Source organism: Reyranella soli, from assembly GCF_007992495.1.
GTDB lineage: Bacteria > Pseudomonadota > Alphaproteobacteria > Reyranellales > Reyranellaceae > Reyranella > Reyranella soli.
The window spans coordinates 1-20557 of sequence record NZ_BKAJ01000157.1; the positions used below are offsets into that span (position 1 = coordinate 1).

The following is a 20557-nucleotide window of genomic DNA, read 5'->3' on the forward strand; positions in this document are numbered from 1 at the left end:
GGTCCGGAAGAGCATGAGCGGGCGGGCAGGTCGCGGTCCGCGCTGCGCTGCTAAGCCAGCATCGCCACCGTATGCGCGGCGGCGGCGCCGGCGGTGGTCTGGCCGCGGCTCGCCTCGGCCATGCGGATGCGGGCGTAGGCCATGACCTCGGTCGGCGAGCCGATGCGCTCGATGCGGCCGTCCATCAGCAGCGCCACACGGTCAGCGATCGCCAGCGGCGCCAGGCGATGGGTGATCATGATGACGGTGCGGCCGCGCGCATTGGCCTTGAGCTGGCGCAGCAGCTGCTCCTCGGTCGCGGGATCGAGCGCGCTGGTCGCCTCGTCGAGCACCAGGATGCGCGGATTGCGGATCAGCGCGCGGGCGATGCTGAGCAGCTGGCGCTGACCGCTCGACAGCCCCTGCCCGCGCTCGCCCAGCACGGTATTGTAACCCTGCGGCAGGCGCTGGATGAAATCGTGCGCGCCGACGAACTTGGCGACGGCGACGACACGGCCGGGATCCTTGTCGACAACGCCCATGGCGATGTTCTCGCGCACCGAGCCGGTGAAGAGCTGGACGTCCTGCGGCACCGCCCCGATCTGGGCGCGCAGCTGCGCCGGCGAGATGTGGGCGATGTCCATGCCGTCGACCAGCACGCGTCCGCCGGTCGGCCTGAACAGGCCCTGCACCAGGTTGGCGATGGTGGTCTTGCCGGATCCCGAGGGACCGACGATGCCCAGGATCTCGCCGGCGACGATGTTGAAATCGGCGCCCTGCAGGATCGCGGGCGTGTCGGCATCAGCGCGGTAGCTGACGCGATCGAACACGATGTCGCCGGCCAGCGCCGGCATCGGCGCGAGCTCGCCTGGCGGGCTCTCGGTCGCCTCGTTCATCAGCTCGTCGATGCGCTTGAAGGCGGCGCTGGTCGCCTGGAGCTGGTGCCATGCCGCCACGAGCTGGCGCATCGGCTGCAGCGCGCGCACCGCCAGCATGTTGGCCGCGACCAGGGCGCCGATCGTCATGTGATGGTCGACCACCTGGCGCACGCCGATCACCACGATCACCAGCGACGCCAGCAACTGCAGGCTGCCCGAGGCGCTGGCGGCGATGTTAGCGAGGTTGTTGGCCCGGAAGGAAGTCCAGGCCGACTGCTCGACGCGGGCCTGCCAGCGCTTCTCGACCTCGGCTTCGAGCCCCAGCGTCTTGATGGTGGCGGCGTTGGCCACCGTCTCGGCGAGCGTCGAGCCCTTGGCGGCGAGCGCCTGGAAATTCTCGTCGGCCAGCCGGCGTTGCGCGCGATGGGTCGCCAGCGACACGCCGATCAGCACCGGAATGGCCAAGGCGGCGATGGCGCCCAGCACCGGACTGATGAAGATGGTGGCGGCGAGGAACAGCACGACGAAGGCGATGTCGATCGCCAGCACCGGCATCTGGCCGGTGAGGAAATTGCGCAGCACGTCGAGCTGGCGCAGGCGCTCGGCAATGACGCCCGACGGCGTACGTTCGAAATGCCGGTAGGGAAGCTGCATCAGATGATGCAGCGCCTCGCCGCTCATCAGCGCATCGAGGCGGGCGCCGGTGCGCGCCGACAGCCAGCCGCGCCCCAGGCGCAAGGCGAAGTCGAGGCCGTAGACCGCGAGCATGCCACCGGCCAGCAGCATGACCAGCGATGCGGCGTTGGCCGGCGCCGTATGGCCGATCACCGTGTTCAGGATCAGCATCATGAAGAGCGGCGTGGCGAGGCCCAGCAGGTTGATGACGAAGGAGGCGGCAGCGAGCTTCAGGATGACCGGCCGAATGCGCGTCCACAGCGGCGCATACCAGAGCGCACCGGCGGCATGGGGCAGCTTCTCGCGCATCACCAGGGCGCGCGTGCCCAGCGCCATCACCTCGTCGGCCGTGAGATGCCAGACCTGGCCGTCGACGACGTCGAGCACCATCCATTGGTATGCTCGTCTGCCCACGACGACGTGAGCGGGGTGCCCGACCGCCAGCAGAACGAAGGGCAGCGGCAGCGCGCCGAGCCGTTCGGGCGTGAGGTCGAATGCCTGGGCGTCGAGGCCAAGTCGCGTGCCCGCGGTCAGGAAGGCAGCCTCGTCGAGGCCCGCCGCCGGCACCGCTGCCAGGCGACGCACGTCGGCCTCGCTCAGCGGTCGGCCGACCTGTTGGGCGACGTAGAGCAGCGCTCGCATGAGCGAGTCGATGGGCCGACTTCTATCGCCGGCCCAAACCGATGGCTGAAACCCGCCATTCTCCAGAGGGGCCATTCGTCGTCTGCTCCAGCAGACTTGTTACTGCCCCTCTGACATTATCAAAAACGTCCGAAGAATCAATCGATTAGGACGTTATTCTAACGTGCACCGAAAGCCCGCTTCAGCTCCGGCACCAGATCGGTGCGCTCCCACGAGAAGCCGCCGTCCTTTTCGGGCTTGCGGCCGAAATGGCCGTAGGCCGCGGTGCGCTTGTAGATCGGCTTGTTGAGCTGCAGCGAGCGGCGGATGTTGGTCGGCCGCAGCGGGAAGATGTCCGACAGGACCTTCTCAAGCTTGCGCTCGTCGACCTTGCCGGTGCCCTGGGTGTCGACATAGAGCGACATCGGGTCGGCGACGCCGATCGCATAGGCGACCTGGATGAGGCAGCGATCGGCCAGGCCCGCGGCCACCACGTTCTTGGCGAGGTAGCGCGCGGCATAGGCTGCCGAACGGTCGACCTTGGTCGGGTCCTTGCCCGAGAAGGCGCCGCCGCCGTGCGGGGCGTAGCCGCCGTAGGTGTCGACGATGATCTTGCGGCCGGTCAGGCCGCAATCGCCGTCGGGACCGCCGACGACGAAGTTGCCGGTCGGGTTGACGAAGAAGTCGGACGCCTTCTTGGGCATCCAGCCCTTGGGCAGCGACTTCGTCACGTGGCCGGCGATCATCTCCTTGATCATGCCGGAGTTGTATTTCTTGCCCTTGGCCGTGGCCTCGCGATGCTGCGTGGAGACGACGACCTTGGTGGCGCCGACGGCCTTGCCGTTCACATAGCGCACCGTGACCTGGCTCTTGGCATCGGGCTGCAGGTCGGGCAGTTCGCCCGAGCGGCGCGCCTTGCTCAGCACCTCGAGGATCTTGTGTGAGAAGTAGATCGGGGCCGGCATGAACGAGCCCTTCTCGTATTCCTCGCTGTCGCGGCAGGCGAAGCCGAACATCAGGCCCTGGTCGCCCGCGCCTTCCTGATCGCCGAGATTGCCGCCCTTCTTCTTGGCATCGACGCCCATGGCGATGTCGGGCGACTGGCCGTGCAGCAGCACCTCGACGTCGGCGCCGTGGAAGGAGAAGCCGTCCTGGTCGTAGCCGATGTCGCGCACGACCTCGCGGGCGATCTCGGTCAGGGCTTCGCGGTTGACGATGGTGTGCTTGCCGTATTTGCGCATGTACGGCGCCGAGGCGCGGCCTTCGCCGGCGATGACGATCTTGTTGGTGGTGGCGAGCGTCTCGCAGCCCAGCCGGGTGTTGGCGTGGCTGTCGTCGGCATGGCCGAGCTTGACGTCGTTGGCGATGAAAGCGTCGAGGATGGCATCCGAGATCTGGTCGCAGACCTTGTCCGGATGGCCTTCGGAAACCGATTCGCTGGTGAAGAGATAATCCTTGATGGCCAAAACAGCCCTCCCACAGGTCGCTGGACTCCGGGCAGGGCGGAAGAGCCGCCAACGTCCGGCTTAGCCTTTATTGTCGCGGTGGCAAGTCGTCCAAATCCGTCCGCGGCGACGCCGCCCATCGGAGCCGCGCCGGCTAAAAACTCCAGATGTCGACGGAAATCAAGGGGGCCTTGGCAGTTTGCCTCAGGCTTTCCCCCGCCCCTTCAGCATCCCCCCGGGATCTTGCGGCCTTTTAGCGCTTACGGCCGCCCAGCACCTCGGCATGGCTCGCCGCACCCACGGCCTTGACCATCTCGAAGATGCGCTTGCGCACGCGGCCTTCGCGGATCTTGTAGTAGGCCCGCACCAGTTCCAGCGTCTCACGCTTGATCAGCGGATCCTTCTCCTGCTCGAACGGCGTGCCGGCTTCGCCGAAGCCCTTGCGGCCGCGGCCGGACATCGGCCGACCCGACAGCGCGTTGGAAGGCATCTCGTCGAAGAAGTACGACACCGGCACGTCGAGCACCTTGGCGAATTCATAGAGCCGGCTCGAACCGATGCGGTTGGAACCGCGCTCGTATTTCTGAATCTGCTGGAAGGTGAGCCCGACAGCCGTCCCGAGCTTTTCCTGGCTCATCCCGAGAAGCGTGCGGCGCTGGCGCATGCGCGCGCCGACATGGACGTCTACCGGATGTGATCTTGCCATTGGTCGTGTTCCTTCTCGCTCTCGTCTCTCTAAGCCTACAACGCGGTTGTGCAAATAAAGTGGCAAACACTCGGTAAGTGCGGCCCGTCGGCAAGCTCACCTGTGCAAAAATGCATATCTACACGTCAGGGCTGCATATGACATTACCCCCTCGCCCGGATAATGCAAGCTGATCCTCAGGATTCCTAATGTTGAATGATTCATGGGGGTTGTCGGCTCTTCCACAATCGCGTTCCGATTAACGTCACACCAAGAAATGCAACCAGGACCAGCAGTGTCCAGTCGCCCCAGCGTGCAAAGGGGGTGGCCACACGCGCCGCGGGAAGGCGGTGGTCGATGATGCCCTCCTGTTGCATGTCGAGTGACGCAAGAACGCGGCCGTAAGCATCAATCACCGCCGATACGCCGGTGTTGGCGGCGCGGATCATGGGCAGGCCTTCCTCGATGGTGCGCAGGCGAGCACTGGTCAAGTGTTGGTACGGTCCGCTCGACGTGCCGAACCAGGCATCGTTGGTGATGTTGAGCAGCCACTGCGGCCGTTCGCCGGGCCCCGTCACGGCGGCGGGGAAGATCACCTCGTAGCAGATCACCGGCGAGAAGGACGGCAGGCCGTTCGACGGCACCAGCGTCACCCTTCCCTCGCCCACCTCGAACGAGCCGCGGCCGATCATGCCCGAGACCGGCGCCAGTTGCTTGTGGAAGGGGATGTACTCGCCGAGCGGCACGAGGTGGACCTTGTCGTAGTGGGCCGCAATGGCGCCGGCCCCGTCGATCACCAACAGGGAATTCCATACGCCGTCCGCGGGCCCGGCGGCGGTGGCCCGTGCCGCACCAGTCAGCAGCAGGCCGCCCGGCGGCACGGCCTGGGCCATGATTGCGAGTGCCGCCGAGCCGGGCTCGATGATCTCGGGAAGCGCCGTTTCCGGCCAGACCACGGCGGCCAAGCGGTCGAAGCCCGGCCGGCGGCTCATCTCCACCAGCTTGGCGAGCTGGCGGGCACGGGTCTCCGGGCGGTATTTCTGCGCCTGCGGCACGTTGGGCTGCACGATGCGGATCCAGGGCCCGTTGCCGTTTTCGATGGCCGCCATCGCCGACTGGCCGGCCCAGCCAGCAAGACCGACGGCGACAAGCGCCGCGATCGATGCCCGCCAGCCAGCCGTCGGCGCGGCGAGCACGAGGAAGGTCAACATGCCAAGGCCATAGACGCCGAACAGCGCCGCACCCTGTAGCAAAGGCGTGGCAAAGGCCCAGACATGCGCCAGAGGATTCCAGGAATAGCCAGTGAAGAGGTGTCCACGCAGCCACTCTGCAACCGTCCAGGCGATCGCCAGTACAACCAGGCGGCTGTAGCGGCCGCCGAGGCTCGGCCAGCGATCGATGATGCGACGCGCTGCCCAGGCGACGAGGCCCGGAAAGAATCCCAACAGGACCGCGAGGCCCGCGACGATCGGCGGCCCCAGCAGGGCGAAGTCGGCCGGCGGGACGTAGAAGGCTTCGAGGATCCAGTAGGAGCCGACGGCGAAATGGCCCGTGCCCCAGGCCAATCCGCGCCAGAAGGCGCTGAGCGGCGTCGGCGCCGCCTGCCACAGCCAGACGTAGGCCACGATGCCCACGATCGCGAGGGGCAGCCAGTAGAGCGGCGGCATGGCGAGAGCCGCCAACGCTCCCGCCACCAAGGCCACGCCCAGGGCGCGCCATCCTTGAAGCTTGCTCACGATGGTGCGGCGGTCAGGCGGCGGCCGTCGCCGAGGTCGTCGGCGGCCGCACACGCAGGCGCCTGATGCGCCTGGGGTCGACGTCGAGCACTTCGAACTCGACGCCCGAGGGATGGCGCACGACCTCGCCGCGCTCGGGGATGCGGCCGAGCAGCGAGAAGATCAAGCCGCCCACCGTGTCGATCTCACGACGCTCGTCCTCCGACAGCACGTTGCCGATCTCCTGCTCCAGAAGCTCGACGGGGGTGCGGCCGTTGACGTCGATCGTACCGTCGACGCGGCGCGCCACGGTCGGCGTCTGGGCGACGTCGTGCTCGTCCTCGATCTCGCCCACGATCTCCTCGACCAGGTCCTCGATGGTGAGAAGCCCGTCGGTGCCGCCGAACTCGTCGACCACCAGCGCCATGTGGGTGCGCGAGCGGCGCATGTCGAGCAGCATGTCGAGCACCGGCAAGGTCGGCGCCACGAACACGACGCGGCGAAGAATGTCACGCAGGTTGAACTTCTTGGCGGTGCCCCAGTAGGCCAGCACGTCCTTGATGTGGATCATGCCGATCACGTCATCGAGCGACTCGCGGTAGATCGGATAGCGCGAATGCGCCTCGGCCTGGATCAGGCGCACCACTTCGTCGAGCGGCGTGTCGGCGGCGATGCCGATGATGTCGACGCGCGGCACCATGACGTCGGCCACGGTCTTGTCGCGCAGCTTCAGGATGTTGGCCAGCAGCACCCGCTGGTCGTCGCTGATCGGCGTGTCGCTCTCGGGCGTCTCCTCGATCAGCTCCTCGATCGCCTCGCGCACCGCCTCGTTCTTCTCGCGCCGGCGCAGGCGGCGCAGGATGGCGCGCAGCAGGCCGCCGCTCGAAGGCACCTCCGGAGCGGTCGCAGCTATTGGCGCTGGTATTGGGGAGGGCTCACTCGCCGAATCCGGGCTGTTGCCCGGTCGCGTACTGTGCGCTGTGGAGTCCGGCATGGTCGTTAAGATAGGCTATCGCTGCGGCGTTGCAACGACGGATGTTCCTTATGCGTTCCTGCAAACTTCCTTCTGGTGCGGCCATGCCGATCCTTGGCCTTGGAACCTGGCGTATGGGCGAAAGCGGCCGGCGGCGCGGCGATGAGCTCGACGCGCTGAAATATGGGCTGGAACTCGGCTATCCCATGATCGATACCGCCGAGATGTACGGCGAGGGCGTCGCCGAGGAGATCGTCGGCGAAGCGATCAAGGGACGGGCCAAACCTTACATCGTGAGCAAGGTCTATCCCCACAATGCGACGCGCTCGGGCACGGTCGCCGCCTGCGAGCGCAGCCTCAGGCGGATGGGTCTGGAAAAGATCGATCTCTATCTGCTGCACTGGCGCGGCGGGGCGCGGCTCGAGGAGACGTTCGAGGCATTCCATCGCCTGCGCGAGCAAGGGAAGATTGCCGACTTCGGCGTCAGCAACTTCGACCGCGGCGACATGGAGGATGCCGCCCGCCTCGACAAGGGCCTGACCGGTTCCAACCAGGTGCTGTACTGCCTGTCGCGGCGCGGCCCGGAGTTCGACCTGCTGCCGTTGATGCGCAAGAAGTCGATCCCGCTGATGGCCTATTCACCGCTCGACCAGGGCCGCCTGCTGACCAAGCCCGCGCTGAAGAAGCTCGCCGATGGCGTCGGCTGCACGCCGGCACAGCTGGCGCTCGCCTGGGTGATGGCCCAGCCCGGGGTGGTGACGATTCCCAAGTCCTCGACCCGCGATCGCGTGAAGGAAAATCTCGGCGCGCTCGACGTCAAGCTCACGCCCGAGATCACCGCCGAACTCGACCGCGCCTTCCCGCCGCCCAAAGGCAAGCAGACGCTGGAGATGCTTTAGGTCTTTCTTGCCGGAGCGCGGACCTCCAGGTCCGCTCAAGTCTGTCGTCCTGAGCGCAGCGAAGGACCTCATCACCGCTTGCAACCGGCATGAGATCCTTCGCTCCGCTCAGGATGACTGAAGCGGACCTGGAGGTCCGCGCTCCGGAAAGACGCTAAGCGTTGCTCTTGTCGCGCAATGCGGCGGCGATGTCGGCGGGGTCGACCTTGATCGTGAGCCCCGACCGCTCCTTCTGCAGGATCATCGACGAGCGCGAATCGCGGCCTTCCCAGCCGCGGGCCAGCGCCTCGGTCATCTCCTCGAGCGTCAGGTTGGCAAGTCGCATCGGCACACCCATCTCGCGGCCGACCTGCGTGGCAAGCGACACGTCCTTGTGCGCGAGCTTCAGGGCAAAGCGCGGCGGGTCGAAGACGTCGGGCAGGAAATGGTCGGCAAGGCCGTCGAAGGTGCGTCGCCGGCCGGTGACGCCGTTACGCACGGCCTTCCACAAGGTCAGCGGATCGACGCCGGCCTTCACGCCCATGGTGAAGGCTTCGGCCAGCGCCGTCTGGATCATGTAGCCGCTGAGATTGTGCACCAGCTTGGCGACCGAGGCCGAGCCGATCGGGCCGATATAGGCAACCTGGTCGCCCGCCGCGTCGAGCACAGGGCGATAGCGCTGGAAGACCTGCTCGTCACCGCCGACCCAGATCGCCATCTTGCCCGAGTGGGCGCCGGCCGGACCGCCGCTCACCGGGCTGTCGAGCAGCACGGCGCCGCGCTCCTTGAACAACGGTTCGAGGCCGCGGATGGTGGTCGGCGAATTGGTCGTGAGATCGAACAGCGGCTGGCCGCGCGACATGCCGGCGAGCAACCCCTTGTCGCCCTTCACGACCGCTTCGAACTCCTTCGGGCCCGGCAGCGACGTGAAGACGACTTCCGTCGCCTCGGCGACGGCCTTGGGCGAATCGGCCCATTCCGCGCCGGCGGCGCAGATCTTCTCGGCCGCCTGGCGCCGCGCATCGTGCACCACCATCTCGTGGCCGGCCTTCTGCATGTTGGCCGAGATGCCCGAGCCCATCGTGCCCAGGCCAATAAATCCCACCCGCATTGTCGTTTCCTTCCTCAGTATGGATCGGCGATTCCGAGCTTGGCGAGGATCCGCCGCTCCAGAGCTTCCATGCGCTCGGCGTCGGCCTCGCTCGTCTCGTGATCGTAACCCATCAGATGGAGCGTGCCATGCACGACGAGATGGCTGAGATGATCTGCAGCCGTCTTGCCTTGCGACTTGGCCTCTCGCCAGACGGTCTGGCGCGCCAGCACGACATCACCCAGGAAATCGCGTTCGCCCGATGGATAGGACAAGACGTTGGTCGGCTTGTCCTTCTTGCGGTCACGTGCATTCAGCGCGCGCACGCGCCGGTCATCGGCGAGGGCAATCGTGAGCGAGCGTTTGCGGTTGTTGGTCGCGGCGCGCGCGGCCTTGCGCACCAATCGTTCGACGCCCGGCATGGCCTTGCGCCACGCCGCATCGAGCACGACGACGTCAACGGCCGTCCGACTTGCTCTTCTTGTCGCGCGCGTCATAGGCCTCGACGATGCGTGTCACCAGGTCGTGGCGCACGACGTCCTTGGAGGTCAGCCGGACGAAGCGAACACCTTCGACGTCTTTCAGCGTGTCGACCGCGTCGGCCAGGCCCGAGCGCTGACCACCGGGCAGGTCGGTCTGGCTGGGATCGCCGGTGATCACCATGCGCGAGCCCTCGCCCAGTCGTGTCAGGAACATGCGCATCTGCATCGGCGTGGTGTTCTGCGCCTCGTCCAGGATCACGAAGCAGTGCGCCAGCGTGCGGCCGCGCATGAAGGCGAGCGGCGCGATCTCGATCTCGCCCGATTCCATGCGGTTGGCGATCTGCTCGGCCGGCAGCATGTCGTGCAGCGCGTCATAGAGCGGCCGCAGATAGGGATCGATCTTCTCCTTCATGTCGCCGGGGAGGAAGCCCAGCCGCTCGCCAGCCTCGACCGCGGGCCGCGACAGCACGATGCGTTCGACCTTGCCCGCCAGCAGCAGCGACACGCCCATGGCGACGGCGAGGTAGGTCTTGCCGCTGCCCGCCGGTCCCAGGGCGAACACCATGTCACGCTCATGCAGAGCCGCGAGATAAGTGCGCTGGCCTGGCGAGCGCGCTTGCACGGTACGGCGGCGGGTGCGGATGCCGATGCCGATGCCGTCATTGTCGCCACCGTCGGCGCCGGTGCGGGCAAAGCGCACGGCGGCATCGACATCGGCGACCTCGATCGACAGGCCGCGCTTCAGCCGCTCGTAGAGGCCGGCGATGGCCTTGTGTGCGATCGCGGCGTCGTCGGCCGATCCGGCAATGGCGAGCTGGTTGCCGCGCGCGCTCAGCTGCACGTTGGCGAGCTGTTCGATGCGCACCAGATGACGGTCGTGATTGCCGTAAAGCACGGGCAGCAGCGCATTGTCGTCGAACGTCATGCGGCGCACGTCGGCCGAACGGCCGGTGGCGGCGGTATCGCTCACGCGGCGGCCTCGTAAGCGCGGGTGACGATCTCGCCGGCCAGGCTGTTGGCATGGCCTTCGATCAGGCGGGCCTCGACGATGTGGCCGATCAGCCGTTCATTGCCCTCGGCATAGACCGACTGCAGCCACGGCGTCTTGCCGATGATCTGGCCAGGCTTGCGGCCGGTCTCGGCGAACAGCACCGGCACGGTCGCGCCGACCTTGGAGATGTTGAAGTCGCGCGCCTGCCGGCCGAGCAGCGCTTGAAGAGCAGCGAGCCGGGCTGACTTCACCGCCTCGGGTACCTGGTCGGGCATCGCCGAACCGGGCGTGCCGGGGCGGCGGCTGTACTTGAAGGAGAAGGCCGAAGCGAAGCCCACCTGGTCGACCAGCCGCATCGTGTCGTCGAAGTCGGCGTCGCTTTCGCCGGGGAAGCCGACGATGAAGTCGGAGGAGAGCGCAAGGTCGGCGCGCGCATGGCGCAGGCGATCGACGAGCCTGAGGAAGAGATCGCGGCCGTGCCGGCGGTTCATCGCCTCGAGGATGCGGTCGGAGCCCGACTGCACCGGCAGGTGCAGGTACGGCATGAGCTGCGGCACCGCGCCGTGGGCGGCGATCAGGTCGTCGTCCATGTCGCGCGGATGGGAGGTCGTGTAACGGATGCGCGCCACGCCATCGATCTCGGCAAGCGCGTGGATCAGCCGGGCCAGTGACCAGGTCGAGCCGCCTGTTGAGCTTGAGGGCGCTTCGCCGTGATAGGCGTTGACGTTCTGGCCGAGCAGCGTGATCTCGATCGCGCCGGCGGCGACGAGCTGTCGAGCTTCGCTCAGCACGGCGGATGCCGGCCGCGAATACTCCGCGCCGCGCGTATAGGGCACGACGCAGAAGGTGCAGAACTTGTCGCAGCCTTCCTGGATCGACAGGAAGGCCGAGCCGGCGCGCACGCCCTGCGGCGCCGGCAGATGATCGAACTTGCTCTCGGCCGGGAAGTCGGTGTCGAGCACGCCCGCGCCCGGCAGGCGCTTGCCGGCGCGGCGGATCGCGGCCTTGCGCTCGGCCTCGGCCAGAAGCTCGGGCAGGCGGTGGTAGGCCTGCGGACCGACGACGATGTCGACGGCAGGCTGGCGGCGCACGATCTCCTCGCCCTCGGCCTGGGCGACGCAGCCCGCCACGGCGATGGTGAGGTCGCGGCCTTCGGCGCGACGCTCGCGCTTGGTATCGCGCAGGCGGCCGAGCTCGGAATAGACCTTCTCCGAGGCATGCTCGCGGATGTGGCAGGTGTTCAGCACGACCAGATCGGCCTGCTCGGGCGTGTCGGCCATGGCATAGCCCAGCGGCCGCAGGACATCGGCCATGCGGTCCGAATCGTAGACGTTCATCTGGCACCCGTAGGTGCGGATGAACACACGCTTGCGCTGCCCGTCGGTGCGGACGTCGGTCATCGGTCTCCGTTGCAGGAACGGCCGGGTTCTATCACTGCCGGGGGCGGTGGTCGACTCCTCCCCTCATTCACCTCCCCCGTCTTACGGGGGAGGCCGGGAGGGGGAAAGCCGCAGGACGGGTGCCCGAAAGTTTCAGATCTGAAACTGCCAAAATCAACATTGAGGCTCGCCCCCTCCCTACCCTCCCCCGTATGACGGGGGAGGAATTCAGGCGGCAGCCGCCTTCTTCGGCGGCAGGAGCTCATAGCGCCCCGAATTCGCCGCCTGGACCGCCCCCGACACCTGCTTGAAACAGTATTCGCAGAGCTTCTTGCGATCGCCGAGCTTGTCGATGTCGACCGGCGGGAAGAAGGTGACGACGGCCTCGGTCTCGCCCAGGCACACCATCTGCCAAAGATGTGGCACCAGATCGAGGTCGCCGAACCAGGCGAACAGCGGGCGCCAGTAGCGGCCGAGCGGTATGCCGTCGAGGCGGGTGTAGGCGATCGCCACCGACTGCACCGCGATGGGCTTCTCGTCACGGCGCAACTGCGCCACGCCGAACAGGGCGCTGCGGAAGGGCAGCACGCGCTGGCCGTCGCTCGAGGTGCCCTCGGGAAACAGCATGAGATTGTCGCCGGTGTTCAGCCGGCTCATCATCTCGTCGCGGCTGTGACTGGCCTTGCCGCTGGTCCGCTCGACGAAGATCGTGCGCTGCGCCTTGGCGAGCGTCGAGAAGAACGGCCAGGTCGCGACCTCGGCCTTGGCGACGAAGCTGCCCGGGATCAGACCGCCCAAAACCACGATGTCGAGGTAGGAGACGTGGTTGCAGACAAAGAGCGTCGGGATCACGTCCGAACGCTCGCCGTGCACGCGCACCTTGATGCCGAGGATGACGCAGACAAAGCTGTGATAGGCGACCGGCATCCAGCGGATGATCGGACGGATGCGCAGCGACATGGCCACGAGATAGATCGGCACCAGGATGAGTGTCACCGAAAGGTAGCACAGCAGCCGGAAGGCGCCTCGCAGAGGAGAACCGATCCACATGCAGTGTCGTAGACGTCAGCTTTCCTGTTCGCGGATCCCGCGTTCGTAGTGGCGGATGTACTTCTCGGTGATGATTGCCGTCTTGACGGTGATGAAGACGTCCGTGGTGTTGAACTGCGGATCGATCACCGCGCCGTCACCGACGAAGCCGCCCAGACGCAGGTAGCCCTTGATGAGCGGCGCCACGCGCGCCATTGCCTTGCGCGGGTCGTAGCTGCCGGGTTCCAGCACGTCCATCTTGACGTAACGGCTGGCCAGCGCGCGCACGCGGATCTCCGGCGGCGCCAGGTGATGGTGATAGAGATAACTCATCGCCTGCGAGTGCTGCGACGGATCAGCGCCCGGCAGGCTGGCGCAGCCGAACATCACCTGGATATTGTAGTGGTACGCGTAGAGCGCGATGCCGCGCCACAGCATCTGCATGGTCGCGGTGTTGCGTGCGTCCTTCTCGATGCACGAGCGGCCGACCTCGAGGACCTCGCCGGGATAGTCGATCATCGGCTGGATGTCGTACTCGGCCGACGAGTAGAAACGGCCGATTGCCGCCGCCGCCGAGCGGCGGGTCAGGCGATAGGTGCCGACGATGGCCTTCGGCCCCTCGCCGCGGCGATGATCGAGCACCAGCAGGTGATCGCAAACCGTGTCGAAGGCGTCGAAGTCGCGCCGCCGCGCCGCCATCTCCGGCGTCGGACGCGCTGTCATCTCTTCGTAAAATACCCGATAGCGAAGCGCCTGCGCGGCATCGATCTCGGCGGCGTTCTCGGCCAACCGGACCTCGAAGTCGCCAGCAACAACCCTGACGATCTCCGCACTGGAGGCGGGCGCACCAAGCAACTCGGCTTCGCTGTCAGCGCGGTCAATGCGCATGTTGAATCCGCAAGGGGGCCGCCCCGATCATCGCTCCATTATCGAGGTGGCGATGGCCTCGTCCACTCATTTTTGGCGACTGTTTTTCCCGTCGAGGGGCACGCCGTACAGCTCCAGACGGTGACCGACCAGCTTGTAGCCGGCCTTTTCCGCGATCCGGCGCTGCAGTTCTTCGATCTCGTCGTTGTGGAATTCCACAACCTTGCCGCTCTGGATATCGATCAGGTGGTCGTGATGCTCGTCAGGCGTTTCTTCATAGCGAGCGCGACCATCTCCGAAATCATGCTTGGCGAGAATGCCGGCTTCCTCGAAGAGTCGCACGGTCCGATAGACCGTGGCGATCGAGATGTTGGGATCGATCGCGGTTGCGCGACGATGCACGGCCTCGACATCCGGATGATCGTGCGCTTCCGAGAGCACGCGCGCGATCACGCGCCGTTGGTCGGTCATCTTGAGACCGCGTTCGGCGCACAGCACCTCGAGCTTTGACTTACGATCAGGCATGCAATGTTACCCTACACCGCTCTGCGGTCGCGGTATAGTTGTCGGGTGATGACAATCCAGCCGGACCAGACAATCGACATCACGGCCGAGGTCTGCCCGATGACCTTCGTGCGAACCAAGCTCAGGCTCGAACGCATGAAGCCGGGCGAGATCCTGAGCGTCCGCCTCCGGGGCGAAGAACCTTTGCGAAACGTTCCCCGTGCCGCGCGCGAGGAAGGCCACACCATCCTGTCGATCGACGATGCAGGCGATGCCCATATCGTAATCATCCGGCGCGCCTGACCACCGATTCATCAGATGAGATTGAGACGCATGACGAGGCCGTCGGCCGGCGGTGCCTGGCCGCGCTGGTAGTAAGCGCGACGTTCGCCGACTGCTCGAAAACCCTGCGATTCGTAGAGGCTTCGCGCCGCCGGATTATCCACGCCGACCTCAAGGAATAGCGCTCGCGCCCCTCGCTTGCGCACATGATCGATGATCGCCGCGAGCAGGCGGCGCCCCCCGCCCTGGCGGCGATGCGCTGGGCGCACGGCGAGGGTCAAGAGCTCCGCCTCGTCCGTCGCCACCTGACACACAGCGAACCCCGCATCATGGCCATCGACCTGCAGCAGCAGACCGGCCACGCCCGGCAACGCCACGAGCTCGGCGAGGTCCTGCCGTGTCCAGATGCGCTCACCGAACGGCGTGAACGATTCGGCATGCAACGCCGCCGCCCGGTCGAGATCGAGCGCCCCCAGCGGAGCGATGGCGAAATGGTCGGTCATTCAACGGTGCGGCGCGCGCCGTCGGGCAAGGTGATGTTGACGCCACGCAGGTAGAGCGGCCGCGGCAGGCCCTCGCGCTCGTTGTGCGTGCGCCAGGCATCGACGCTCATATGGTCGGCCAGGCAAGCCAGCACAACCGGATCGGGGACGGCTTCCTCGGCGATGGCGTCGATGCCGGCAGCAACAAGAGCAGCCGCCAGCGCCTTCACGCCCGTACCGATGACGAGACAGGGACGCCCGGCGATCCGATTGGCAAAGTCGTGAGCCGATGCTGCAAAAGGCGCCGCAAGCTTTCCGTCAAAGGCCTCGTCGATGGCGCAGAACCAGTCGCCCAGCCGGCTGTCGATGGCGGCAACCGCCAGACGCTGCCCGGGCTGCGACTGAGCAAGCAGAACCGACGTCGTGGGGATGCCGGCCAACGGCACCCCCAGCCCGACGGCCAGTCCGCGCGCGGCGGCAAGGCCCACCCGCACACCGGTGAAACTGCCCGGACCGACGGTCACGGCGATGAGCGACAGGTCGCGCCGGTCGACTCGGGCTTCGGCGAGCACCGTGGCGATCGCGGGCACGAGGCGCGCCGCCTGGTCGCGGCCTTCTTCGGCAAGGCTGGCAAGGCACACGCCGTCGCGCACCACGGCAACGGTCATGCCGGTGACGGCGCAATCGAAGGCAAGGACCGTCATGTGTATTCTTGGCTCATGAAGCTCGATCTTGTTGCCATCGCCCCGCCGGACTTCGACATCGACGTGACGCTCGCCTACGCGACGGAGGCCAATCTAACGGGGCAGCCGGTCTACCGGAATGCCGAATGCTGGCTGCATCGCGAAGCCGCCGACAAGCTTGCCGCAGCGATCGCGCTCGCCCGGCCGCTCGGGCTCCGACTTCGCATTTTCGATGCCCTGCGCCCCGTCGAGGCGCAATGGGCGCTGTGGAACGCCCGGCCCGATCCGGAATTCCTGGCCGATCCGCGCCGTGGCTCGCCGCATTCGCGCGGCGTTGCCGTCGACCTCACCCTGCTGGACGGCGAGCGCGAACTCGACATGGGCACGGCGTTCGACGCCTTCACGCCGCTGTCGCATCACGGCCGCACCGACGTCTCGCCCGAGGCGCAGCGCAACCGCCTGCTGCTGATGGGGCTGATGACCAGCGCCGGCTGGGACTTCTACCGCAATGAATGGTGGCACTATCAGCTGTTCGACCAGCGGCGCTATCCGCTGGTCAGCGACGCCGATCTGCCGCGGCCGATGATGTAGGCGCCTGCGCCTCGAAGCTCGCGGGCTCCGGCAGCTTGGCCCTGTCGAAATCGTGCAGGTCGTTCTCGCGCATGATCTGGCGGACGAACTGCACGTAGCCCAGGCCGCGCTCGGAGTAGCGCAGCAGCGTGCCGATCAGGCGATAGCCCTCGAGATCCTCGCCGCGCTCGCGTGCCTGGGCGCGGGCAGTGCGGAAGCCAGCATAGGCCGGATGGGTGTTGAGGTTGGTGATGTAGGCCTCGGTCGACTCGCCGACATTGGGGAAGGGCAGCGGCATGGCGCTGCCCGCCTTCATCTGGCCATACAGGGCGTTGCCGGTCCGCGCGGCGAAGGAAGTACCCCAACCCGATTCGACGCCGCCCTGGGCGATCGCCATCGACGGCGGCACGATGTCGACGCGGCGCACCAACTCGTCCATGCGATCGGGCGTCGTCTCGTAACGGTCGGCAAGATCTTCCAGCCAGATGCGCTCGATCGGGCTCATGGCGTACGGATCGATGGCGATCTTGTCGCGCAGCGCGAGCAGCTGCTCGCGGTCGACCATCACGCGCTGATTGACTTCCAGCACCACCGGCAGGATGGCGGTGATGAAGAGCTGCTTGCGTTCAAAGCCGTCCTTGTTGCCGAGATCGGCCGGCACGCGATCGACCTTGATCGCCGGCACGGCCTCGCCCTGACGGATGTCGGTGAGCAGCGTGAAGGAGACGTCGCGGAAGAAGCCGGCGAGTTCGTCGGCAGTGCGCGGGCTGACGGCACGGAGCTGGACCTGGCGACGCAGCGCGTTGCTCGGCGCGGCGAAGCGGCCATGGCCCATCGACGGATCGATGATCAAGCGATGGATGTCGTCCGGCTCGTTGGCCGGCGGCGGCAGGAAGGTCAGCGCCTGCGGCTCGGCATCCATCGAAGCCAGCGTCACCTCGTCGGGCGATGAGGCCTGGGCTTTACCGATCGGCGCGAAGGAGAGAAAGGGCGCGGCATCGAAGGAGGGCAGCGGCTCGCTGAGACCGACACCGGTTGCGAATACGGCGGCCCACACCACCGGAAACGCATATTGTCGCCCGCGATTGATCGCGGGCTGAATCGCACAAAGCATCCCACACCCTCGTTTCGTTTGCTCAAACGAACGGCCCATCGCACGCGGCCCCACGCCACGCCCGTTGCACCTCTACGCTGTACGCTTGAGCGGAAGGCGGCCTACTGGGCCGCCTGCACTTCCACCACTTCCGGCACGTAGTGCTTCAGAAGATTCTCGATGCCCATCTTGAGCGTGGCGGTCGAACTCGGGCAGCCCGAGCAAGAGCCCTGCATGTGCAGGTAGACCACGCCATCCCGGAAGTCCTGGAAGACGATATCGCCGCCGTCCTGCGCTACGGCCGGACGAACGCGCGTATCGAGTAGTTCCTTGATCTGCGCGACGACTTCATCGTCGTCGGCCGCCGCGGCATGCGCCTCGGCGGCATCGGCGATCACCGGATCGCCGGAGGTGTAGTGCTCCATGATGCCGCCGAGGATCGACGGCTTGAGGACTTGCCAGTCCCGATCGGCCGACTTGGTGACGGTCACGAAGTCGGAGCCGAAGAACACGCGCTCGACGCCCTCGACCGCGAACAGCCTCTTCGCCAGAGGCGATGGGCCGGCGGCTTCGGCGGTCGCAAAATCCATCGTCCCCTTCTCCATGACCACGCGGCCCGGGAGGAACTTCAAGGTGGACGGATTCGGCGTCTGCTCGGTCTGGATGAACAAACCAACCTCCTTGTCGAAGGCGTTGCGGCTACCCGCTTGGCCTCGCTTAGGGTGGGGACGGGACGTCGCCGCCCCCGTTCGATGTCATTGAGGTAGGAACCAAGGGCAAACCGATCAAGTCTATTCTTGGGTCCGACCGAATAAAGATTATGGTAAATATCAATATTATATCTATATTTCAACTAAATACTGGTCAGTGATCAAACTGAGGCCATGCCGATAGAGCGGAACACAAAAAGAGTTAGCCGACTGCTGTTGCCAAAATCGTCGCAGAAACTTCGCGCACGCTTCAGGAGATTGCGTCGATCTGTGCTTCGCTGAGTGCGCCCGGCACGATGGTGAGCGGCACGCGAAGCTGGCTGCCGAGCTTGCCGGCGAAGGCGGTGACCAGCGGCCCCGGCCCCTCGCTGCTCGATGCGCTCGCCAGCACGAGAACCGAGATCGAGGGGTCTTCGGTGATCAGCTTGACCAGCTCATCGCGGCTCTTGCCTTCGCGGATATGGATGGCTGGCGGCTGGCCGGTCAGGGAAACCGCGACGTCGGCGTGCTTGGCGATCACCTCCTCGGCCTGTTGGCGCGCTTCCTGGCGCATCAGGTCCATGACCGCGCCCCATTGCTGGCCTTCCGGCGGCTCCATGACGTAGAGCATGGCCACGCGGCCGCCGGTGCGCTTGGCGCGGCGGCAGGCATAGCGCAAGGCGTTGCGCATCTCCGGGCTTTCGTCGACCACGACCAGGAAGACGCGCTCGTCGGGCAGGCTGGCCTGTTCGCTCATCGTTGTCCTCCCTAGATACGCCGCATGATCGCGCCGCCGATCCAGCCGACGACCAGAGCCATGATGATTGCACCCAGGCCGTAGAGCGGCCCCTCATTGTCGGCCCAACCGGCAAGCTGGGCGCTGAAGCCGACTTTGCCGACGGGCAACGGGCGCGACACCGCGGCCACGATCTTGCCCTCGCGCAGGAGATAGGTCCTGACCTCGTAGATGCCCTCGGGCAGGCGCGAGGGGAACGGCAGCTCGACCCGGAAAAGCCGGTTGGCCTGGATGGTGACCTGGCCGATAGCTGCCGGGAAAAGGCCCTCGCGCCGCTTCACCTCGACCAGACCGAGGCGGAACCTGATCAGGTCCTCATGCTCGCGCTGGCCGACCGAGCGCACGCTCTGCATGCGGTCCTCCAGCGACAGGATCTCGCCGCCGGCGCTGCGCGCCAGCAGGCGCTGCAGGGGCTGGCTGGCGGCGATGGAGTAGTAGGCCGGGACGTCGTCGAACGCCTGGCGGCCGGTGTTGAGCCACAGGCCCAGCACGCGCTGCTTGCGCAGCACCGTCTCGCGCGCCGGCGGACCGACCACGACCACGACGATCTCGCCCGGCGGGTCGAACATGCCGAACAGCAGGATGCTTTCGCCCTGGAAGGCCGAGGTGATCGACACCCGCGGCCGCGACAGGTCGACGATCAGATCCGGCGTCTCGAACTGGCTGGGCACCGACGGCGGCACGCTGGGATCGCTCGACTGTGCGCCGCCCGTGCCCGGGAGAGGACCGAAGATGCCGCCCGCTGGCGGCTCGATGCGCGGCCCCTGTGCGGCAGTAGGCGCGGCAAGCGGTCCTGCCAGCAGGAGGCCGACCAGCAACGCGACGATGGTGCTCCATGCCCTCATGGCATCACCTGCCGGAAGCCGAGGGAATAGAGCGAGCTCGGCGTGCGCAGAAGCTCGGTCAGGAGCTCCACCGCCACGACCAGGATCAGCACCGACATCAGCCCGCGCAGCACGACGCCCGGCAGCTTGGCCGCCAGCCGCGAGCCGATCGGCGCGCCGACCACGCCGCCCAGGATCAAGAGCAGCGCCAGCACGACGTCGACCGTGCCGTTGGTCGCGGCCTGCAGGAAGGTGACGTTGGCGGCTACGAACAGGATCTGGAAGTTCGAGGTGCCGATCACGACCGCGGTCGGCATGCCGAGGATGTAGATCATCGCCGGCACCAGCACGAAGCCGCCGCCGACGCCCAGGACCGCCGACAAGACGCCGATGACGAAGCCGATGCCGATCGGCAGCAGGGCGCTGATGTAGAGCTTGGACTTGTAGAAGCGCAGCTTGAGCGGCAGCCGGTGCACCAGATAGTGCGTGTGCAGCTTGCCGCGCGGCGCTTCCGGATTGCGCCGCCGCCTGATGTAGGTCCGGGCGCTCTCGACCAGCATCAGCACGCCGATGGTCGACAGCATGACGACGTAGAGCACGGCGATCACGAAATCGATCTGGCCGATGTTCTTCAGATACGTGAAGAGCGACACGCCGGCCGACGAGCCGATCATGCCGCCCAGCAGCAGGACCAGGCCCATGCGCAGATCGACGTTGCCGCGCCGCCAGTGCACCTGCAGGGAGGAGATCGAGTTGGCGACCACCTGGTTGGCCTGGCTCGCCACCGCGACGGCGGGCGGAATGCCGACGAAGATCAGGAGCGGCGTCGCCAGAAAGCCGCCGCCCACGCCGAACATGCCGGCCAGCAGCCCGGCGGCGCCTCCCAGGCCGAGCAGAACGAACACGTTCATCGACTGCTCGGCGATGGGTAGGTAGATCTCCACGCG

Annotated in this window: 22 protein-coding genes; 3 read left to right on the forward strand and 19 right to left on the reverse strand. The window is 66.6% G+C overall.

Annotated elements, in window-relative coordinates; all coding sequences use genetic code 11:
- Positions 1 to 50: 50 nt before the first annotated feature.
- The 5 genes from RSO01_RS37015 to RSO01_RS37035 all read right to left on the reverse strand — a co-directional run bounded on the left by RSO01_RS37015 (position 51) and on the right by RSO01_RS37035 (position 6890).
- On the reverse strand, positions 51 to 2174 hold the full coding sequence (locus RSO01_RS37015; RefSeq protein WP_170303650.1) for a peptidase domain-containing ABC transporter: 2124 nt from the start codon (positions 2172 to 2174) through the stop codon (positions 51 to 53).
- 158 nt (positions 2175 to 2332) lie between these two features.
- Positions 2333 to 3619, reverse strand: coding sequence for a methionine adenosyltransferase (gene metK / locus RSO01_RS37020; RefSeq protein ID WP_147155635.1), 1287 nt, complete (start codon positions 3617 to 3619; stop codon positions 2333 to 2335).
- Between the two features lie 232 nt (positions 3620 to 3851).
- Positions 3852 to 4304: a helix-turn-helix domain-containing protein gene (locus tag RSO01_RS37025; RefSeq protein ID WP_092823235.1), complete on the reverse strand. Its 453-nt coding sequence runs from the start codon at positions 4302 to 4304 to the stop codon at positions 3852 to 3854.
- Positions 4305 to 4504: 200 nt separating this feature from the next.
- Positions 4505 to 6019 carry an apolipoprotein N-acyltransferase gene (gene lnt / locus RSO01_RS37030; protein WP_147155636.1) on the reverse strand — a complete coding sequence of 505 codons (1515 nt, stop codon included), beginning with the start codon at positions 6017 to 6019 and terminating at the stop codon, positions 4505 to 4507.
- Between the two features lie 13 nt (positions 6020 to 6032).
- A complete protein-coding gene (locus RSO01_RS37035) occupies positions 6033 to 6890 on the reverse strand; it encodes a hemolysin family protein (RefSeq protein WP_218037575.1) in 858 nt (285 codons plus the stop codon).
- A gap of 185 nt (positions 6891 to 7075) precedes the next feature.
- Here RSO01_RS37035 and RSO01_RS37040 point away from each other — a divergent pair, with 185 nt between their 5' ends.
- Positions 7076 to 7870, forward strand: coding sequence for an aldo/keto reductase (locus tag RSO01_RS37040; protein ID WP_246159070.1), 795 nt, complete (start codon positions 7076 to 7078; stop codon positions 7868 to 7870).
- Positions 7871 to 8024: 154 nt separating this feature from the next.
- Here RSO01_RS37040 and RSO01_RS37045 read toward each other — a convergent pair whose 3' ends face one another.
- The 7 genes from RSO01_RS37045 to RSO01_RS37075 form a co-directional block, all read right to left on the reverse strand.
- Positions 8025 to 8960 (reverse strand): NAD(P)-dependent oxidoreductase, encoded by a 936-nt coding sequence (locus RSO01_RS37045; protein ID WP_147155639.1) that lies wholly within the window; start codon positions 8958 to 8960, stop codon positions 8025 to 8027.
- A gap of 14 nt (positions 8961 to 8974) precedes the next feature.
- Entirely contained in the window at positions 8975 to 9388 is a 414-nt protein-coding gene (gene ybeY, locus RSO01_RS37050) for an rRNA maturation RNase YbeY (RefSeq protein WP_246159072.1), read from the reverse strand.
- Positions 9389 to 9395: 7 nt separating this feature from the next.
- Positions 9396 to 10346: a PhoH family protein gene (locus RSO01_RS37055; protein ID WP_147155657.1), complete on the reverse strand. Its 951-nt coding sequence runs from the start codon at positions 10344 to 10346 to the stop codon at positions 9396 to 9398.
- Positions 10347 to 10387: 41 nt separating this feature from the next.
- Positions 10388 to 11812: a tRNA (N6-isopentenyl adenosine(37)-C2)-methylthiotransferase MiaB gene (gene miaB, locus RSO01_RS37060; protein ID WP_147155640.1), complete on the reverse strand. Its 1425-nt coding sequence runs from the start codon at positions 11810 to 11812 to the stop codon at positions 10388 to 10390.
- Between the two features lie 207 nt (positions 11813 to 12019).
- Positions 12020 to 12787 (reverse strand): lysophospholipid acyltransferase family protein, encoded by a 768-nt coding sequence (locus tag RSO01_RS37065; protein WP_218037577.1) that lies wholly within the window; start codon positions 12785 to 12787, stop codon positions 12020 to 12022.
- A 69-nt stretch (positions 12788 to 12856) separates the two neighbouring features.
- Positions 12857 to 13708, reverse strand: coding sequence for a GNAT family N-acetyltransferase (locus tag RSO01_RS37070; RefSeq protein WP_147155641.1), 852 nt, complete (start codon positions 13706 to 13708; stop codon positions 12857 to 12859).
- Between the two features lie 66 nt (positions 13709 to 13774).
- On the reverse strand, positions 13775 to 14212 hold the full coding sequence (locus RSO01_RS37075; protein ID WP_147155642.1) for a Fur family transcriptional regulator: 438 nt from the start codon (positions 14210 to 14212) through the stop codon (positions 13775 to 13777).
- Positions 14213 to 14260: 48 nt separating this feature from the next.
- Here RSO01_RS37075 and RSO01_RS37080 point away from each other — a divergent pair, with 48 nt between their 5' ends.
- Positions 14261 to 14494, forward strand: coding sequence for a sulfurtransferase TusA family protein (locus tag RSO01_RS37080; RefSeq protein ID WP_147155643.1), 234 nt, complete (start codon positions 14261 to 14263; stop codon positions 14492 to 14494).
- A gap of 11 nt (positions 14495 to 14505) precedes the next feature.
- On the opposite strand, the gene rimI is transcribed toward RSO01_RS37080, so the two are convergent.
- Positions 14506 to 14976: a ribosomal protein S18-alanine N-acetyltransferase gene (rimI, locus tag RSO01_RS37085; protein WP_147155644.1), complete on the reverse strand. Its 471-nt coding sequence runs from the start codon at positions 14974 to 14976 to the stop codon at positions 14506 to 14508.
- On the reverse strand, positions 14973 to 15659 hold the full coding sequence (gene tsaB / locus RSO01_RS37090; RefSeq protein WP_147155645.1) for a tRNA (adenosine(37)-N6)-threonylcarbamoyltransferase complex dimerization subunit type 1 TsaB: 687 nt from the start codon (positions 15657 to 15659) through the stop codon (positions 14973 to 14975). The genes rimI and tsaB overlap by 4 nt, the downstream gene beginning before the upstream one ends.
- A gap of 15 nt (positions 15660 to 15674) precedes the next feature.
- Between tsaB and ddpX the strand changes: the two genes are divergently transcribed.
- Complete coding sequence (ddpX, locus tag RSO01_RS37095; RefSeq protein WP_147155646.1) at positions 15675 to 16229, forward strand: D-alanyl-D-alanine dipeptidase; 555 nt, start codon at positions 15675 to 15677, stop codon at positions 16227 to 16229.
- Here ddpX and RSO01_RS37100 read toward each other — a convergent pair.
- The 5 genes from RSO01_RS37100 to RSO01_RS37120 form a co-directional block, all read right to left on the reverse strand.
- The gene (locus RSO01_RS37100) at positions 16195 to 17322 is read right to left on the reverse strand and encodes a glucosaminidase domain-containing protein (RefSeq protein ID WP_170303651.1); all 1128 of its coding nucleotides are present in this window, start codon (positions 17320 to 17322) and stop codon (positions 16195 to 16197) included. The genes ddpX and RSO01_RS37100 overlap by 35 nt on opposite strands.
- Positions 17323 to 17423: 101 nt before the next feature.
- A complete protein-coding gene (locus tag RSO01_RS37105; RefSeq protein WP_092823249.1) occupies positions 17424 to 17972 on the reverse strand; it encodes a NifU family protein in 549 nt (182 codons plus the stop codon).
- A gap of 289 nt (positions 17973 to 18261) precedes the next feature.
- Positions 18262 to 18747, reverse strand: a complete 486-nt coding sequence (locus RSO01_RS37110) for a universal stress protein (protein WP_147155648.1) — start codon at positions 18745 to 18747, stop codon at positions 18262 to 18264.
- A gap of 11 nt (positions 18748 to 18758) precedes the next feature.
- Positions 18759 to 19631, reverse strand: a complete 873-nt coding sequence (locus RSO01_RS37115) for a TIGR02186 family protein (RefSeq protein WP_147155649.1) — start codon at positions 19629 to 19631, stop codon at positions 18759 to 18761.
- Positions 19628 to 20554: a sulfite exporter TauE/SafE family protein gene (locus RSO01_RS37120; protein ID WP_147155650.1), complete on the reverse strand. Its 927-nt coding sequence runs from the start codon at positions 20552 to 20554 to the stop codon at positions 19628 to 19630. The genes RSO01_RS37115 and RSO01_RS37120 overlap by 4 nt, the downstream gene beginning before the upstream one ends.
- Positions 20555 to 20557: the final 3 nt, after the last annotated feature.

Excerpts from the sequence above, each read along its gene's own strand:
- miaB (WP_147155640.1), bottom strand. The coding sequence starts at position 11,812 with ATGACCGACGTCCGCACCGACGGGCAGCGCAAGCGTGTGTTCATCCGC.
- RSO01_RS37055 (WP_147155657.1), bottom strand. The coding sequence starts at position 10,346 with ATGACGTTCGACGACAATGCGCTGCTGCCCGTGCTTTACGGCAATCAC.
- RSO01_RS37110 (WP_147155648.1), bottom strand. The coding sequence starts at position 18,747 with ATGAGCGAACAGGCCAGCCTGCCCGACGAGCGCGTCTTCCTGGTCGTG.
- RSO01_RS37015 (WP_170303650.1), bottom strand. The coding sequence starts at position 2,174 with ATGCGAGCGCTGCTCTACGTCGCCCAACAGGTCGGCCGACCGCTGAGC.
- RSO01_RS37080 (WP_147155643.1), top strand. The coding sequence starts at position 14,261 with ATGACAATCCAGCCGGACCAGACAATCGACATCACGGCCGAGGTCTGC.
- RSO01_RS37075 (WP_147155642.1), bottom strand. The coding sequence starts at position 14,212 with ATGCCTGATCGTAAGTCAAAGCTCGAGGTGCTGTGCGCCGAACGCGGT.
- RSO01_RS37025 (WP_092823235.1), bottom strand. The coding sequence starts at position 4,304 with ATGGCAAGATCACATCCGGTAGACGTCCATGTCGGCGCGCGCATGCGC.
- rimI (WP_147155644.1), bottom strand. The coding sequence starts at position 14,976 with ATGACCGACCATTTCGCCATCGCTCCGCTGGGGGCGCTCGATCTCGAC.
- RSO01_RS37115 (WP_147155649.1), bottom strand. The coding sequence starts at position 19,631 with ATGAGGGCATGGAGCACCATCGTCGCGTTGCTGGTCGGCCTCCTGCTG.
- RSO01_RS37100 (WP_170303651.1), bottom strand. The coding sequence starts at position 17,322 with ATGCTTTGTGCGATTCAGCCCGCGATCAATCGCGGGCGACAATATGCG.
- ddpX (WP_147155646.1), top strand. The coding sequence starts at position 15,675 with ATGAAGCTCGATCTTGTTGCCATCGCCCCGCCGGACTTCGACATCGAC.
- tsaB (WP_147155645.1), bottom strand. The coding sequence starts at position 15,659 with ATGACGGTCCTTGCCTTCGATTGCGCCGTCACCGGCATGACCGTTGCC.
- RSO01_RS37040 (WP_246159070.1), top strand. The coding sequence starts at position 7,076 with ATGCCGATCCTTGGCCTTGGAACCTGGCGTATGGGCGAAAGCGGCCGG.
- RSO01_RS37045 (WP_147155639.1), bottom strand. The coding sequence starts at position 8,960 with ATGCGGGTGGGATTTATTGGCCTGGGCACGATGGGCTCGGGCATCTCG.
- RSO01_RS37070 (WP_147155641.1), bottom strand. The coding sequence starts at position 13,708 with ATGCGCATTGACCGCGCTGACAGCGAAGCCGAGTTGCTTGGTGCGCCC.